The 15,239-nt window shown below is 54.0% G+C and carries 15 protein-coding genes; 6 read left to right on the top strand and 9 right to left on the bottom strand.

Annotation, left to right across the window (positions count from 1 at the left end; translation table 11 throughout):
* Positions 1 to 182 precede the first annotated feature (182 nt).
* Positions 183 to 3,278: a multidrug efflux RND transporter permease subunit gene (locus AC4ICF_RS12870; RefSeq protein WP_439209811.1), complete on the bottom strand. Its 3,096-nt coding sequence runs from the start codon at positions 3,276 to 3,278 to the stop codon at positions 183 to 185.
* A gap of 228 nt (positions 3,279 to 3,506) precedes the next feature.
* Positions 3,507 to 3,893 (bottom strand): colistin resistant protein CrrC, encoded by a 387-nt coding sequence (crrC, locus tag AC4ICF_RS12865; protein WP_166711410.1) that lies wholly within the window; start codon positions 3,891 to 3,893, stop codon positions 3,507 to 3,509.
* A gap of 271 nt (positions 3,894 to 4,164) precedes the next feature.
* Here crrC and AC4ICF_RS12860 point away from each other — a divergent pair, with 271 nt between their 5' ends.
* Both AC4ICF_RS12860 and AC4ICF_RS12855 read left to right on the top strand, forming a co-directional pair.
* On the top strand, positions 4,165 to 4,869 hold the full coding sequence (locus tag AC4ICF_RS12860; RefSeq protein WP_116339513.1) for a response regulator: 705 nt from the start codon (positions 4,165 to 4,167) through the stop codon (positions 4,867 to 4,869).
* Complete coding sequence (locus AC4ICF_RS12855; RefSeq protein WP_316379281.1) at positions 4,866 to 5,930, top strand: ATP-binding protein; 1,065 nt, start codon at positions 4,866 to 4,868, stop codon at positions 5,928 to 5,930. Before AC4ICF_RS12860 ends, AC4ICF_RS12855 begins: the two co-directional genes overlap by 4 nt.
* 14 nt (positions 5,931 to 5,944) lie before the next feature.
* Here AC4ICF_RS12855 and AC4ICF_RS12850 read toward each other — a convergent pair whose 3' ends face one another.
* The 7 genes from AC4ICF_RS12850 to pspF all read right to left on the bottom strand — a co-directional run bounded on the left by AC4ICF_RS12850 (position 5,945) and on the right by pspF (position 13,381).
* On the bottom strand, positions 5,945 to 6,859 hold the full coding sequence (locus tag AC4ICF_RS12850) for an ATP-grasp fold amidoligase family protein (RefSeq protein ID WP_316379280.1): 915 nt from the start codon (positions 6,857 to 6,859) through the stop codon (positions 5,945 to 5,947).
* Positions 6,860 to 7,020: 161 nt separating this feature from the next.
* Positions 7,021 to 7,827 (bottom strand): putrescine export ABC transporter ATP-binding protein SapF, encoded by an 807-nt coding sequence (gene sapF, locus AC4ICF_RS12845; RefSeq protein WP_028013385.1) that lies wholly within the window; start codon positions 7,825 to 7,827, stop codon positions 7,021 to 7,023.
* A gap of 1 nt (position 7,828) precedes the next feature.
* Positions 7,829 to 8,821 (bottom strand): putrescine export ABC transporter ATP-binding protein SapD, encoded by a 993-nt coding sequence (gene sapD, locus AC4ICF_RS12840; protein ID WP_047958816.1) that lies wholly within the window; start codon positions 8,819 to 8,821, stop codon positions 7,829 to 7,831.
* Complete coding sequence (gene sapC / locus AC4ICF_RS12835; RefSeq protein ID WP_061098012.1) at positions 8,821 to 9,711, bottom strand: putrescine export ABC transporter permease SapC; 891 nt, start codon at positions 9,709 to 9,711, stop codon at positions 8,821 to 8,823. The genes sapD and sapC overlap by 1 nt, the downstream gene beginning before the upstream one ends.
* On the bottom strand, positions 9,698 to 10,663 hold the full coding sequence (sapB, locus tag AC4ICF_RS12830) for a putrescine export ABC transporter permease SapB (protein WP_061098013.1): 966 nt from the start codon (positions 10,661 to 10,663) through the stop codon (positions 9,698 to 9,700). The genes sapC and sapB overlap by 14 nt, the downstream gene beginning before the upstream one ends.
* Entirely contained in the window at positions 10,660 to 12,300 is a 1,641-nt protein-coding gene (sapA, locus tag AC4ICF_RS12825) for an ABC transporter substrate-binding protein SapA (protein WP_316379279.1), read from the bottom strand. The genes sapB and sapA overlap by 4 nt, the downstream gene beginning before the upstream one ends.
* A gap of 88 nt (positions 12,301 to 12,388) precedes the next feature.
* Positions 12,389 to 13,381 carry a phage shock protein operon transcriptional activator gene (gene pspF / locus AC4ICF_RS12820; protein ID WP_163330862.1) on the bottom strand — a complete coding sequence of 331 codons (993 nt, stop codon included), beginning with the start codon at positions 13,379 to 13,381 and terminating at the stop codon, positions 12,389 to 12,391.
* 151 nt (positions 13,382 to 13,532) lie between these two features.
* Between pspF and pspA the strand changes: the two genes are divergently transcribed.
* From pspA to pspD, 4 genes are read left to right on the top strand one after another with little or no spacing between them, the layout of a single operon-like run.
* Positions 13,533 to 14,201, top strand: a complete 669-nt coding sequence (pspA, locus tag AC4ICF_RS12815) for a phage shock protein PspA (RefSeq protein WP_116339523.1) — start codon at positions 13,533 to 13,535, stop codon at positions 14,199 to 14,201.
* Between the two features lie 53 nt (positions 14,202 to 14,254).
* Complete coding sequence (gene pspB, locus AC4ICF_RS12810; RefSeq protein ID WP_116339525.1) at positions 14,255 to 14,479, top strand: envelope stress response membrane protein PspB; 225 nt, start codon at positions 14,255 to 14,257, stop codon at positions 14,477 to 14,479.
* A complete protein-coding gene (gene pspC, locus AC4ICF_RS12805) occupies positions 14,479 to 14,838 on the top strand; it encodes an envelope stress response membrane protein PspC (protein WP_116339527.1) in 360 nt (119 codons plus the stop codon). The genes pspB and pspC overlap by 1 nt, the downstream gene beginning before the upstream one ends.
* Positions 14,839 to 14,850: 12 nt before the next feature.
* Entirely contained in the window at positions 14,851 to 15,075 is a 225-nt protein-coding gene (pspD, locus tag AC4ICF_RS12800) for a phage shock protein PspD (protein WP_028013376.1), read from the top strand.
* The last annotated feature ends 164 nt before the right edge of the window (positions 15,076 to 15,239 follow it).

Here is a 15,239-nt window from a genome sequence, read left to right as displayed (position 1 = left end):
ATTCGAAATTAGCTCGAAATTATAGCCCACTCACGGCCCCTTGTGTCACGATATTTCTCGCCGATCTCTGAAGACGAATGCCCTAAAAGGTGAGGCGCGGGCTGGCGGGGGCTCAAAATTTCAGCATTCGTCCAGTATATCACCCGGCAGCAGCTTCGCCTCATCCAACCAGCGAGGATCCGCTATCCGTCCCTGGCGTCTTCAACGAAACGCGCAACGACAATAAAGAATACCGGGACGAAGAAGATCGCGAGAAGCGTGCCGCTAATCATGCCGCCAAACACCCCGGTGCCGATAGCGTGCTGCGTGCTGTCACTCGCGCCACGCGCCAGCATCAGTGGCACCACTCCTAACGTAAAGGCTAACGATGTCATCAGAATAGGGCGCAGACGCTGGCTTGCGGCCTGTATCGTTGCCGCCAGCAGGGATTGTCCTTCCCGGTGGAGCTGCCTTGCAAACTCGACAATCAGAATGGCGTTCTTGGCGGAGAGGCCTATCAGGGTAATAAGACCGACCTTAAAGAAAACATCATTCGTCATGCCCGCAACGGAAACGGTAGCCACCGCACCGATAAGCCCCAGGGGAACGACCAGCATCACCGCAAAGGGAATTGACCAGCTCTCATACAGGGCGGCGAGCACCATGAACACGACCAGTATCGACAGAACGATCAGACCCGGGAGTTGAGATTCGGATTTTCTCTCCTGCAATGAACTCCCGGCCCACTCGCCGGCCATCCCCTGCGGTAAATCTCGTGACAACGTCTCCATGGCCTTCATTGCGGTACCGCTGGATGTGCCCGGGGCTGCACTGCCGGTAATGCGGATAGCAGAATATCCCTGATAACGCGTCAACTGCTGCGGCGCAACGTTCCAGGAAAGCGTCGCAAACGTAGATACTGGCACCATCTGCCCCATACGGTTTTTTACCGATAATTTCAGGATCTGCTCAGGCTGCATGCGGTAAGGGGCATCGGCCTGAATAATGACCTGCTGAACGCGGCCATTGTTCGTGTAGTCATTAACGTAGTTCGACCCCATGGTGACCGAGAGCGTCTGGTTGATTTCATCAAATGAAACGCCCAGTGCTTCTGCTTTTTCCCGGTCAATGTGAAGGGCCAGGCTTGTTCCTTCCGGCAGACCGTCTATATACACGTCACTCAGTTCAGGACGCTGATTAGCCTTCACAACCAGCGCATCGGCCGCACTCTTTAACGCCTCGTAGCCCAGTCCCGCCCTGTCCTGCACGTACCAGGTGAAGCCCGAGGAGGTGCCCATATCCGAAATGGCCGGCGGGAGCAGGCTCATCGTGACGGCATCAGAGACGCTCGCCATGCTGGCCTGTATATGGTCAGCTTCATTTTGTGCCGTCGAGCCCTGCCGATCTTTCCAGTCTTTCAGCGTGGTGAAGCCCATGGCCGAATTCGGGCCCGATCCTGAAAAACCAAACCCCAGGATCATAATGTTGCTTTCAATATCCGGCCGGGCCGCAATTTCCTCTTCAAATTTTTTAACCACGTTCAGGGTGCGCTGCATGGTGGCATCGGAAGGCAGCTGAATTGAGGACATAAAATAGCCCTGATCTTCATCCGGCAGAAAGGACGAGGGCAGCGAAGAAAGCCCCAAAAACAGCGCAGCGCAAAGCGCAACGTACAGCAGCAGCATACGCCCGGTTCGTCTCAGCACCGCGCCCAGCCCGGATTCGTACCACCTCGTGAGCGTACGAAAGCGGGCGTTAAACCCTGCCGCGAACCTGCCACCACCGTGCTTCTCTGCGCTGTGAGGCTTAAGTAGCGTCGCGCAAAGCGCGGGAGTCAACGTGAGGGCAAGAAATGCCGACAACAGTATCGATACCGCCATGGAGATACAAAATTGTCGATAAATAATACCGACGGATCCTTCGGCGAAACCCATGGGAATAAAGACGGCGGTAAGCACCAGCGTGATCCCGATAATTGCCGGCGTGATTTCATTCATGGCCTCCCGGGTCGCGTCGCGCGGAGAGCGTTTTTTTTCTTCCATCAGACGCTCAACGTTCTCCACGACCACAATAGCGTCATCTACGATAATCCCTATCGCCAGAACCATGCCGAACATGGTCAGAATATTGATGGAGTATCCACTCAGTAGCATCACCGTGAAGGTGCCAAGAAGTGCGACGGGGGCAACAATCGCCGGGATAAGCGTACAGCGTATCTTGTGCAGAAACAGCAGCATCACGAGGAAGACCAGGACCATCGCTTCTACAAATGTCTGCACCACCTTCATGATGGAAAGCTTCACAAAAGGCGCGGTATCGAAGGGAACCGTAAACATCATTCCTTCCGGCAACACCTGAGAAAGTTCGTCGATGCGCGCGCGTACGCCTGCAGCCGTACTCATCGCATTGGCGCCGGGCGATAACTGGACTGCCGCAGCCGTTGCGGGTACCCCATTTTCGCGGATGCCGAAAGCGTAGCTTTGCAGGCCGGACTCAATGCGTGCGACGTCGGACAGCTTCAGCCTTGCGCCGGACGCCTCTGATTTCAGTGTAATATTCCTGAAAGCCTCTACGGAAGCGAGCTGCCCCTTGACGGCGATCGGATACGTTACGCCTTGCCCTTCAGATGCCGGTTCATCTCCCGTCTTGCCGGGTGAAACCAGGGCATTTTGCTGGCCAACAGCGGCAAGCACATCGCTCACAGAAAGTCCGTAGCTATGAAGCTTCATTGGGTCCAGCCAGATGCGTAGCGCTTTTTCGCCACCAAAAAGCTGAATTTTCCCTACTCCAGGTACGCGGCGAAGTTCGTCGCTGACATGCCGGGCGAAATAATCGCTTAAATCGGCCTCCTCAAATTTACCGGTTGGAGATTTCAATCCCACCATCATTAAAAATCCGGAATTGGCCGCCTCGACGTTGATACCATTTTGCCTGACCGCCTGTGGCAAACGCGGCTCCACAATTTTGATCTGGTTCTGAAGGTCCATCTGCGCCAGCTTGATGTCCGTGCCGGGCTTAAACGTCACGGTAATAGACGCAGAACCGGTTGTGTCACTGGATGATTCGAAGTAGAGCAAATTATCGACGCCAGATATTTCGCGCTCAATTAACGACACCACTGAAGTATTCATAATATCGGGGCTGGCACCCGGGTAGGTGACAGAAATAATGATCCCAGGCGGTGCCACCGCCGGATACTGCGCAACCGGCAGCCGGGGGATAGACAAAACACCTGCCAGGACGATAAAAAGCGCCACTACCCAGGCGAAAATTGGACGTTCAATAAAAAAATGAGGCATTAATTTAACTTCCAGATACGTGAATTTCGTCGTCGGTTGACACGCGCTAGCCGGTATCCCTGAGGAGAACGACGGTTATTAGTGAGGTTTATCATTATGGGTAACAGGTATATGGCTATTTCAGTGAGTTATTTTTGTTCAAATGGTGTGATGGAAACTCTACAGCTCGCCTGTTTAGCGGACATGGGCGGTTTATGGAGAGAGTGTGGAGCGAAACAGCGCGGTTGTTTAAATCATTCTCATGATGAGGTAAAGCGGTGCACCGCCAAAAAACAGAATTAAATAACACTCGTAGTAAAACACCAGATCGTTAAAATCTGGCGTAGCGTTCAGCAGAACAGTGAACGTAATAATGAGATAAACAAAAATCACCATCAGCCAGAAGGCGATGAGAAGTAATTCTGTGAACGCACCTGCTTTGTTTTGTATTATCAGAGAGACAACCGACAAGGCAATGCAGCCATAGATAATGGGGGAAGAGGGCAGCGTTGCGGCGACTTTTTCATCCATTTTATGCATCAGTATCAGCCACGTATAAAGTAATCCCCACGTTAGCAGCAGGAACAGGGAGAATATGCCGATTTTTTTAGGAGAGAGGTATTTCGAAAGTTCCATGTTCATTATCTCAACCAAATTCAGAAAGCCTTTAAGCGACAGGGTTATTTACTACGTTAAACGGAAGATGGTTTAACTCCGAATAACTATTCTGGACTGTCATTGTCGAGCCTTTATTGACTGAATGTGTAGGCTGTATGGAGAAATTGCCGGACACTTAAATTAACCCAGGAAATTTTCGCGGCCACGGCACTTTTTCCCGGAGCCTGTGTCTTATTGTGCTAAAGATATCTGATAGCGTGCTCAAAGGGATTTCACCCGCGGAGATAAAATGAACAAAAATACTCTAATCCTTGTTGTTGAAGATGAAGACGAAATTGCCGATATACTGATGAGTTACTTAGAGCGTTCAGGGATGAAAACGCTGAGAGCCCGGCAGGGCGAACAGGCGATAGCGCTCAATCGACTCCATAAACCGGATCTTATCTTGCTGGACATCCATTTGCCCCTGTGCGATGGCTGGAGCGTACTCACGACGCTCCGCCAGGAAAGTACCGTGCCTGTTATTATGGTGTCCGCTCTCGATCAGGACGTGGATAAGCTTATGGGGCTGCGGCTTGGCGCGGATGATTACGTCATCAAACCTTTCAACCCATCCGAAGTGGTCGCGCGGGTTGAAGCGGTGCTGCGCAGAACCAAACCGGCTCTCCAGCAGGCGGGGGCCGTGCCTCTCAGGACGCCTTTTATTACGGTCTATCCGGACGATTTCTACGTTGAGGTCACCGCTGGCGAAGAGGTGGTCTCGCCGGTATTAACGACGACGGAATTTAAACTTCTTACTTATCTGGTGAGATACCCGCGTAAGGTCTGTTCCAGGGAAGAGTTACTCAACGCATGTCTGCCGGAGGGCGATACGCTCGACAGAACGGTAGACAGCCATATGAGCAAGCTGCGTAAAAAGCTGGAGCTTGCGGGCCTTTATGGCATTCCTGAAAGTATTCGGGGGATGGGCTATCGGCTTGGGGAGAAAAAATGAACAGAGATTCTGTCCTGAGTCGGCAGATCTTAACGTATATGCTGCTGCTGACGTTTACGATAATTGCCATTGCGGTACTGGGCTCCTGGTTTTTTTACTCTTTTATTCTCGATCACCTCCCCGGCGGCGCCGTTGCGGGTGATGATGAGCAGATGACGATGTGGGACTGGGTGTGGATCGGGACCGCCACAACAATCAGTCTGATAACCGCGATATTTTTAACGATCAAACTTTCTTCGCGAATACTCACCCCGTTAAACGCGGTAGCGTCCAGCCTGAGAAAAATTTCTCAGGGTCAACTGGACGCCCGGGCTTATTGTGCCAGCTCCCGGCTCGGAGAGGTCAATCATCTGGTCACGGATTTCAATGAAATGGCGGAAAAACTCCAGACGCTGGATATTCAGAGGAAATCCTGGAATGCCGCCATTGCCCATGAGCTGAGAACCCCGGTTACGATTTTACGCGGTCGGCTTCAGGGGCTGGTTGACGGCGTCTTTGAGCCAGATCCGCAGCTCTTTAATAACCTTCTCAGGCAGACTGAGGGGTTAACCCGTTTGATTGAAGATCTCCGGGTGATCAGCTCGGACGGCGGGGCGGGTTATACGTTGTATAAATCCAGAACAGACCTCAAAGGCACAATCCAGGATGCGCTTGATACTTTCATGCCCGAGTTCAAACGCAACCAATTTACGCTTAAGACTGAGCTGAGAGAACAGCGATGCGTGTTCGACCCCTTGCGCATCAATCAGTGTCTGGCCGTTCTGTTTGACAACGCATTACATTATTCAACTTCGCGGAAACTCATCGTAAAAAATGGCGTCTCTGATAAAGGCAATTTTATTCTTATTCAGGATGGCGGGCCGGGCATCCCCAGAGAATTTCATGATTTCTTATTTCAACCCTTCCAGCGGGATAATGGTGCCAGAGAGTTGAATCCTGAAGGATGTGGTTTAGGCTTATCGGTGGTAAAAGCCATCATGCTGGCTCATGGTGGCGACGTAACGTATACCTTATCGAAGCAAAACCACTCCCTGTTCAAGCTGACCTGGCCCGATGCCTGAGCCCTGGCGGGAGATCAGCCTGGCCTGTCCGCCGATAGCGGCAACTGCCATATAGCGCCTAATTTTGTATCCCACTCCAGCGGGGTAATACGCAGTTTGCCTCGTTTTGGGCTTAAGGTTATTTCACTGAAGTAAATTTCATTGCTTTTTAGCATGAGGTCAACGCGGCAGTAGTCAAGGCCATTCGCCAGCTCCTGAGCGGCCAGCAAAGCCTCACGGAACAACCCTGGCTCGCCGGGCGCTACCGGCGTATTAGGGTATTCCATCCGGAAAGGCTGTAAATTCCAGTATCTGTCGTAAACGTTGATAAACTCTCTGCCGCGGTCATCCGTAAAATCGGCCTCAACATAGTGGGCGATGCCGTGAAAACAGTGAATTCGCAGCATTTCCGGCGTGCTGTTCCTGTCCGCATTATTGAAAAGATCGACATAAGGCTCACACAGTATAACGGGTATAATATTTTTGTACTGCCACTCGCGCGTGGTGTAATACAAATTCTTCTTTAATGCGAGATTGAGCTTTTTTCGGGCCTGCCGGTAATTGAACTGGTCTTTGTTTGTACAGATTATTGTGCTACCACTATCATGATTGCACTTAAGGACGAATTGATCGGGCAGTGTTGAAAAATCAATATGCGAAAACCTGCGGTATACTCCAATCAGTGGCACCGCTTTTACTCGCGTTGTTCTGGACGCAACGTATTCACGGACTGCGAGTTTATCGGCAAGCATTGTGTAGAGATTATTATGGTCATAGACCAGTCGATGGCAGATTTTTTCACTCAACGTAGTGGGTGATTTAATGTCAGGGGTTTTCCCTGATGTCTTTTCGAGCCTTGCAGTATGAAAATTAAGGTCCGTCATTAAATATGAACGGCATTTTCTGATGAGATACTCTGCGTATTTCAGAACATAAGTGGCGGTGTTCATTTCTTCTCCTCCGTAATATCCGGATATTCTGGAGAAGAACTGTTGATGGATAGTGCTTAAACTATGGAGCAGGGATGGAGACAAAAAATTAAAGGATTAAATAGCGCGTGCAGACTATTTAATCCTTATTTAAGCGGAGCAATCTGTGTTTACCGCGGCACTTAACGGTCCTTTCTCCACGCATCGGCGGTCAATGCTTCACCGAAATGACCGGCAATCAGCCTTTTCGTCAGCTCATGAAGCGGGGAGGCCATCACATCCGCCGTGCTGCCGCGCTCGACGACTTCCCCCTGGTGCATAACCATCACCTGGTCGCTGATGTGCTTCATCATTCCCAGATGCTGGGTGACGTAGATATATGAGATCCCCTGTTTTTCCTGCAATTCCAGCATCAGGTTAATCAGCTGCGAACGCATCGACATATCCAGCGAGGCAAGCGCTTCGTCAGCAACGATCACTTTCGGGCGCAGAATCAACGCGCGCGCCAGGCCCAGACGCTGTTTCTGACCCGGGGCCAGCATATGCGGGTAGTAGCTTTCATGATCCGGTAACAGCCCAACCATACGCAGGGTTTCGAAGATACGCTTGCGGCGCGCCTCTGGCTCCAGTTCGGTATTCAGACGCAGAGGGAAATCAAGGATCTGCGAAATGCGCTGGCGTGGATTAAGCGAGGTTGACGGATCCTGGAAGATCATGCGGATGCGCTGGCTGCGGAAAGAGTAATCGCCAAACTGCAGAGGATGATCGTCAATCAACACTTCTCCAGCGGTGGGCTCGACCATGCCGGCAAGCATCTTCGCCAGCGTGGATTTGCCGGAGCCGTTTTCGCCAATGATCGCCAGCGTCTGTTTTTCACGCAGGGTAAAACTCAGCGGCTTCACCGCTTCGACAGTCTGACGATGAAACAGCCCCGTGCGGTAGCGAAAGGTCTTACTCAGATTGCGGACTTCCAGCAAGGTTTCGACCATTTCACTCTCTCTCCATGTTCAGCGGGAAATGACAGGCGTAAAGATGATTTTTGGCGCCGGTCAGGCGCGGTGTTTCGATACATTTACGCTGAGCATACGGACAACGCGGCCCCAGACGACAGCCTATTGGCAATGATTCCAGCAGCGGAATCGCCCCGGGCAGGGTATTCAGACGGCTCTTGTGCGGCATGGCGCTGCCAAAATCCGGAATGGCGCGGATAAGCGCCTGCGTGTACGGGTGGTGCGGCGCGGTGATCAAGTCTTCACTGGGGGCAGTTTCGACCGTTTGTCCGCAGTACATCACGTCAATTTTATCCGCCCACTTGCTGAGCATTTGCAGGTCATGGCTGATCAGCAATATGGTGGTGTTGTTGTTCTGGTTCAGGCGCGACAGCAGGCGGAAAATTTGCGCCTGCGTGGTTGGCTCCATTGCGTTCGTCGGCTCATCCGCAATCAGCAAACGCGGCTGATTAGCCAGCGCGATGGCAATCATCACTTTCTGGCACTCGCCATCGGTCAGCTCATACGGGAAGCTGCGCATCGCGTCTTTATGATCTTTGATCCCGACGCGGTGCAACAGCTCAATGGCGCGGCGTTTGCGCCAGCCGAAACGCTGCCACCACCGGCCTTTATAGGTCCAGCCGGGAATGTTCTGCATCAGCTGTTTGCCTACGCGCTCGGACGGATCGAGGCAGGACTGTGGCTCCTGGAAAATCATCGAGACGTTATGGCCGACCAGCTTACGCCGCTCGCGCGGGGAGAGGCGCAGCAGGTCGATATCGTCAAATCGCATACGGTCGGCGGTCACGCGCCAGTTATCTTTCGCCACGCCGCAGATAGCTTTGGCGATCAGGCTTTTGCCCGAGCCGGATTCCCCCACCAGCCCGCGAATCTCGCCCTCGGCGAGGGTGATGCTGATGCGATCGACGGCTTTTACCCAGCCTTCACCGGTTTTGAATTCAATAGTGAGGTTGCGAATATCAAGAAGCGGCATTATTGCACCCCCGCGTTAATTGCACGGCGAATACCGTCGCCCAGCAGGTTGATCAGCAACACGCTTACCATAATCGCCGCCCCCGGCAGCATAACCGTCCACGGTGCCACGTAGATCAATTCCAGCGCGTCACCGAGCATCGCGCCCCATTCAGGGGACGGCAGCTGCGCGCCGAGGTCGAGGAAGCCGAGCGCAGCGATGTCCAGGATCGCCATCGACAGCGCCCGGGTGATTTCGGTGACCAGCCCGGCAGCGATGTTTGGCAGAACGGCAAACCACAGAATGTTGAAGGTCGTCGCACCGTCCAGACGGGCCGCAACGACATACTCTTTTTCCAGCTCGTCATGCACCATGCTGTAAACCGAGCGCACGATGCGGGGCAGGATAGCCAGCCAGACGGCGAACATGGCATGTGACAGATGCGGGCCGGCAAAGGCAACCACGATGATTGCCAGCAGCAGAGAAGGAATCGACAGCAGCGTGTCCAGAATGTGGTTCAGCACCGCCGAGCGAAGGCCATGCGTGGAGCCCGCGAAAATACCGAGCGCCAGTCCACAGATCGTCGCCGCGAGCGTCACGACAAACGCGCCGCCCACCGTCGGGGCGGCCCCGCTTAACAGACGGCTTAACACGTCGCGTCCGAGGTCGTCAGTGCCGAGGAAGAAAGAGACTTCGCCGTAGCGAGACCAGGAAGGCGGCAGCAGCTGATAGCCAAGGAACTGCTGATCGATGCCATAAGGCGCAAACCACGAGCCAAAGAGGCAAAGCAATACCAGACCGGCACAGCCATAAAGACCAATCATTGCCGTGGTGTCACCATAGAACTTACGCCACACGGTACGCAGCGCACCGGGCGTGCGCTTTTCACTGTATACGTTATCGTAAGGCATACCATTCCTTATGCTTCAATGGGTTAGCCATCGCACCCAAAATATCGGACAACACGTTAACAATAATGACCAGCGAACCAATCACCATCACACCCGCTGAGATAGCGGCGTAATCCTGCTGGCGGATGGCGTTAATCAGCCAGCGTCCCAGCCCTGGCCAGCTAAAGACCATCTCGGTGATCATGGCCAGCGTAAGCATGGTGGAGAACTGCAGCCCAAGACGCGGAATCACCGGCGGCAAAGCGTTGTGCAGGACGTTGCGGCGCAGTATGGTCAGGCGCGATAATCCGCGCGTGGCAGCAGCTTTGACATAGTTCTGCTCAAACACCTCGATGGTGCTCAGGCGCATCAGGCGGATCACCTCGGTCGTCGGCGCAACCGCCAGCGTCAGCACCGGCAATACCATATGGCGCAGGGCGCTGACGATCATCTCATGGCGCCACACCGAATCGGAAAGCCACGCGTCAATGATGGCAAAACCCGTCACCGTTTTAACCGTATAGAGCAGGTCAAAACGGCCAGAGACCGGCAGCCAGCCCATCGTCAGCGAGAAGAATAGCGTCAGCAGCAGCGCCAGCCAGAATACCGGGATAGAGAAGCCGAGCAGGGCGAGGGCGCTGATAAACTTATCCTGCCATTTGTTGCGGTAGATCCCGGCCAGCATGCCCACGGGGATACCCACCATCAGGGCAAAGCCGAAGGCCAGAATGCACAGCTCCATCGTGGCCGGGAACACCTCTTTCAACTGCTCGGAGATAAGCTGCCCATTTATGCTCGACACGCCGAAATCCCAGTGCAGCAGACCGTTAAACCAGAACAGCCAGGCATCCCACAGCGATGAGCCCTGAAGCGGGGCGTGCGGCGTAAAATAGCTCAGGCTGAAGCCGACAAAGGTCAGCAGAAAGAGCGTCACCAGCAGCAGCAGGAGTCGACGTAAGGTAAAAATAATCATGGTTTTTTCACCTCTTGTTCTTTTTCGCGCGACACGCCGGCGAACGAGGCGTTGCCGAACGGACTCAGCACCAGACCTATAATATCGTAGCGATAGGCCTGAAGACGCAGGGAAGAGGCCAGCGGTAGCACGGGCAGTTCCTGAGCGAGGATCTTCTGCGCTTCATCATAGGCGTCAATGCGCGAGGCCAGCTGTTGGGAAGAGAGCGCTTTTTGCAGCACTGCGTCAAACTCCCGGTTACACCAGTGAGCGTAGTTAGTCTGCGAATTTATCGCCGCACAGCTCAGCAGCGGCCGGAAGAAGCTGTCCGGGTCGTTACTGTCGGTGGCCCAGCCTGTTAGGGTGAGATCGTGATTCATGTCCATCAGGCGCGCCTCCTGGAAACGGCCCTCAACCGGTACAATGATCACTTTGACGCCCACCTGCGCCATATCCGCCTGCAGCAGCTCGGCGGTTTTCAGCGGGCTCGGGTTCCACGCCTGGGAACTGGTTGGCACCCAAAGCTGGAGCGTCAGGTTTTCTGCGCCAAGCGCCTTCAGCTGTTCACGCGCTTTTGCCGGATTGTATTCCGTAATTTTAGCCTCACCGTCGTAGGCCCACGAGGCGCGCGGTAAAATTGATGCTGCGGTTTCTGCCGTGCCGTAGTAGATCGACTGCATCAGGCGCTGATTGTTAATTGCCAGCGCCAGCGCGTGGCGAACGGCAGGGTTGTTCAACGGCGGCTTATCGGTGTTAAAGGCCAGATAAGCGATGTTCATACCCGGGCGTAACGTCAGACGCAGACGCGGATCGTCGCGTAAAATCGTGAGCTGGCTGGCGGCAGGCCAGGCGAGCACGTCACATTCCCCGGTGAGTAGTTTCGAGAGCCGTCCCGTTCCGCCAGAACCGAGATCGACCACCACCTGCGGCATCAGCGGCGTGCCGCGCCAGAAATGTTCGTGACGCTGCAGGCGAATATATTGCCCCGCGCGGTATTCGGCCAGCTGGAACGGCCCGGTACCGACCGGCTGGCGGTCGAGCAGCTCCTGGCGATCTTTTTTCGTCAGCTTCGCCGCGTATTCGGCGGACATGACGGATGCATAGTGGGTCGCCAGGTGCCAGAGGAAGGAGGCATCCGGGCGCGCCAGCGTAAATTCAACCGTCCGGCTGTCCAGCTTGCGCACGCTTTTAACGGTGTCTGCAAACTGCAGGCTGTCGAAATAGGGGAAATTATCCCCGTTAACGTTATGCCACGGGTGGTTACGGTTAAAGATGCGCTGGAAGGTGAAGACAACGTCATCCGCGTTCAGCTTTCGCGTGGGGGTAAACCACGGCGTGCGCTGAAACGCGACATCGTCGCGCAGGCGAAAACGGTAGGTTGCACCGTTGTCCAGGACTTCCCAGCTTTCCGCAAGTTCAGGCACCAGGCGGTAAGTATACGGGTCGACATCAAGCAGGCGGTCGTACAGCTGCGCGGCGAGCGTATCCACAATCAGGCCGCTGCCCGCTTTTTGCGGGTTAAAGGTATCTACCTGGCCGCTCACGCAATAAACGAAGCCGCTGTCACGGATGTCAGGCTGCGTAGTTTGCCCGGGCGCAGCAAACGCCAGGCCGCTGAACAGACCGAGTGCAAAAAAGGACGATAAAACCAGACGCATAATTTTTAAGGTTTTTAGGTTCGATCTGCAAAGTGTATCGCACTTACGCCTGCTTCGTAAAAATGTCTGCGGGCAAGTGTCGATATTGTCAGCGCATTTGATGCTTTTTGAGCAATGCCCGTAACTGATGGTAGGTCAGGCCCAGAAGTTCAGCCGCCCGTTTCTGGTTATATTTCGCCGCCTTCAGGCTTTGCTCCAGCAGCTGTTGCTCCTGGTCGTGCTGGAACTGGCGTAAATCCAGCGGGAGAGTTGGGGCGTCGCCTGAAGACGATGGCATGGGTAGCGATGGCGCATTGCGCTGAAAAGGATCGATAATGATATTGTCCAGCTCCGTCTCGCTGCTGCCGTGGCGGTATACAGAACGCTCCACAACGTTCTTCAGCTCGCGGATATTTCCCGGCCAGCGGTAGGCCAGTAGCGTCTCCCGCGCATAATCGCTGAAGCCGGGGAACAGGGGGAGGCCGAGCTCGCGGCACATCTGGATCGCAAATTGTTCAGCCAGCAGCATGATGTCGCTTCTCCGATCGCGCAGGGGCGGAAGCTGAACGACGTCAAAGGCCAGACGGTCAAGCAGATCGGCACGGAATTTCTCCTCCGCAACCATCTCCGGCAGATTGGCGTTGGTGGCGCAGACCAGGCGCACGTTAACCTGCAGCGGTTGGCTGCCGCCGACGCGTTCCAGTTCGCCATACTCAATGACGCGCAACAGTTTTTCCTGCACCAGCATCGGCGCGGTGGCGAGTTCATCAAGGAACAGGGTACCGCCGTCGGCGCGCTCAAAACGCCCCGGATGACGCTTCTGAGCGCCGGTAAATGCCCCCGCCTCGTGGCCGAACAGCTCGGTGTCGAGCAGGTTTTCATTCAGCGCCGCACAGTTAAGAGAAATGAAGGGGCCGTCCCAGCGTCCGGATAAGTAGTGCAGACGGTTGGCAATCAGTTCCTTACCCGTGCCGCGCTCGCCGATAATCAGCACCGGTTTGTTGAGCGGCGCAAGGCGAGAAACCTGTTCCAGCACCTCAAGAAAACTGTTGGCTTCGCCGAGTAAGTTATCTTTATATTGAGCCATGATGAAATTAACCACTCCTTAGCGATATTCACCAGGTCAGCATAGTTCTGCAATGAATAAAAATCAATCACTCTCTGATAAATCAATAAGATAAAAAATTGGCACGGGAATTGTATTATCAGTACAGCAGGGCATAGCCCGATAACAGAACTATGAGGATTTGATTATGGGTATTTTTTCTCGTTTTGCCGACATCGTGAACGCCAACATCAACTCGCTGCTGGAGAAAGCGGAAGATCCGCAGAAGCTGGTGCGCCTGATGATTCAGGAGATGGAAGACACGCTGGTTGAAGTGCGTTCTACCTCCGCCCGTGCGCTGGCTGAGAAAAAACAGTTAACGCGCCGTATTGAGCAGGCCACCGCTCAGCTCAATGAATGGCAGGAAAAAGCGGAACTCGCCCTGCGCAAAGATAAAGAAGATCTGGCACGCGCGGCGTTAATTGAAAAGCAGAAGCTGGCGGAGATGATCGCTACGCTTGAGCATGAAGTAACGCTGGTGGACGACACGCTCACCCGCATGAAGAAAGAGATTGGTGAGCTGGAAAATAAACTGAGCGAAACCCGGGCGCGTCAGCAGGCGCTGACCCTGCGTCATCAGGCGGCAAGCTCTTCTCGCGACGTGCGTCGTCAGCTGGACAGCGGCAAGCTGGATGAGGCCATGGCGCGTTTTGAGTCATTTGAGCGTCGTATCGACCAGATGGAAGCGGAAGCAGAGAGCCACAGCATGGGTAAGCAAAAGTCGCTGGATCAACAGTTTGCCGACCTGAAAGCGGACGATGAAATCAGCGAGCAGCTGGCGGCATTGAAAGCCAAAATGAAGCAAGATAACCAATAATAATGTTGCGGCACCTGAGCGTGCCGCTAAGCATACTACGACAAGGAGTACACATGAGCGCGCTTTTCCTGGCCATTCCCCTGACGATTTTCGTGCTGTTTGTTTTGCCGATTTGGTTATGGCTGCACTATAGCAATCGGTCATCGCGGGACGATTTATCCCAGAGTGAACAACAACGTCTGGCGCAGCTTACCGAGCAGGCGAATAAGATGCGCGATCGCATTCAGGCGCTGGAAGCTATCCTGGATGCAGAACATCCTAACTGGAGGGACCGTTAATGTCAGGACTGAATCTGAATAAAAAATTGTGGCGAATTCCACAGCAGGGCATGGTGCGCGGCGTTTGCGCCGGGCTGGCCCATTATCTTGACGTTCCGGTCAAACTGGTTCGCGTGGTCACGGTGCTGTCGATATTTTTTGGCCTGGCGTTTATCACTTTTGTGGCATACATCGTTCTGTCGTTTGTACTTGACCCGATGCCGGAAGGAGAGCTGGCTGCCGAAGGCGCGCCTACCAGTAACGATCTTCTCAATGCGGTTGACGATCAATTGGCAGCCGGTGAGAAGCGGTTGCGTGAGATGGAGCGTTATGTCACATCCGATACCTTTACGCTGAGAAGTCGTTTTCGTCAGCTTTAAGAGAGAACATACATGAAGAAAAACTGGCAGCAGGCCGGTCAGAAGGTAAAACCCGGCCTGAAAATCGCAGGTAAACTGGTTCTGATGACGGCGTTGCGTTACGGCCCGGCAGGTGTGGCGGGCTGGGCGATCAAATCTGTTGCCCGCAAGCCGGTCAGAATGTTGCTGGCCGTAGCCCTTGAACCCCTGTTGCAAAAAGCGGCAAAGCGCCTGTCACGCCGCTACCTATCCCGATAATTTACGCTCGCGTTAGCCCTTTCTCTCCCTGGAAGGGCAACGACATTTCATCCTTTCCCCTCACTTTCTTTGCGGCAGCTCACATTACTGCACAGAGCTGCTTTGTAATTGCGTTTTTCAGCCTCCCGGTTCGTTGACAGATATTTTTCAGGGGAGTAGATTGC

The sequence above is a fragment of the Enterobacter sp. ECC_219_Taxon_10 genome, from assembly GCF_058354905.1.
Note: the sequence above shows the minus strand (reverse complement) of the source record. Positions and strands in the feature narration are given on the sequence as shown.

Bases quoted from the DNA above. Each gene is read 5' to 3' on its own strand.
- AC4ICF_RS12870 (WP_439209811.1), bottom strand. From the start codon at position 3,278: ATGCCTCATTTTTTTATTGAACGTCCAATTTTCGCCTGGGTAGTGGCG.
- crrC (WP_166711410.1), bottom strand. From the start codon at position 3,893: ATGGAACTTTCGAAATACCTCTCTCCTAAAAAAATCGGCATATTCTCC.
- AC4ICF_RS12860 (WP_116339513.1), top strand. From the start codon at position 4,165: ATGAACAAAAATACTCTAATCCTTGTTGTTGAAGATGAAGACGAAATT.
- AC4ICF_RS12855 (WP_316379281.1), top strand. From the start codon at position 4,866: ATGAACAGAGATTCTGTCCTGAGTCGGCAGATCTTAACGTATATGCTG.
- AC4ICF_RS12850 (WP_316379280.1), bottom strand. From the start codon at position 6,859: ATGAACACCGCCACTTATGTTCTGAAATACGCAGAGTATCTCATCAGA.
- sapF (WP_028013385.1), bottom strand. From the start codon at position 7,827: ATGGTCGAAACCTTGCTGGAAGTCCGCAATCTGAGTAAGACCTTTCGC.
- sapD (WP_047958816.1), bottom strand. From the start codon at position 8,821: ATGCCGCTTCTTGATATTCGCAACCTCACTATTGAATTCAAAACCGGT.
- sapC (WP_061098012.1), bottom strand. From the start codon at position 9,711: ATGCCTTACGATAACGTATACAGTGAAAAGCGCACGCCCGGTGCGCTG.
- sapB (WP_061098013.1), bottom strand. From the start codon at position 10,663: ATGATTATTTTTACCTTACGTCGACTCCTGCTGCTGCTGGTGACGCTC.
- sapA (WP_316379279.1), bottom strand. From the start codon at position 12,300: ATGCGTCTGGTTTTATCGTCCTTTTTTGCACTCGGTCTGTTCAGCGGC.
- pspA (WP_116339523.1), top strand. From the start codon at position 13,533: ATGGGTATTTTTTCTCGTTTTGCCGACATCGTGAACGCCAACATCAAC.
- pspB (WP_116339525.1), top strand. From the start codon at position 14,255: ATGAGCGCGCTTTTCCTGGCCATTCCCCTGACGATTTTCGTGCTGTTT.
- pspC (WP_116339527.1), top strand. From the start codon at position 14,479: ATGTCAGGACTGAATCTGAATAAAAAATTGTGGCGAATTCCACAGCAG.
- pspD (WP_028013376.1), top strand. From the start codon at position 14,851: ATGAAGAAAAACTGGCAGCAGGCCGGTCAGAAGGTAAAACCCGGCCTG.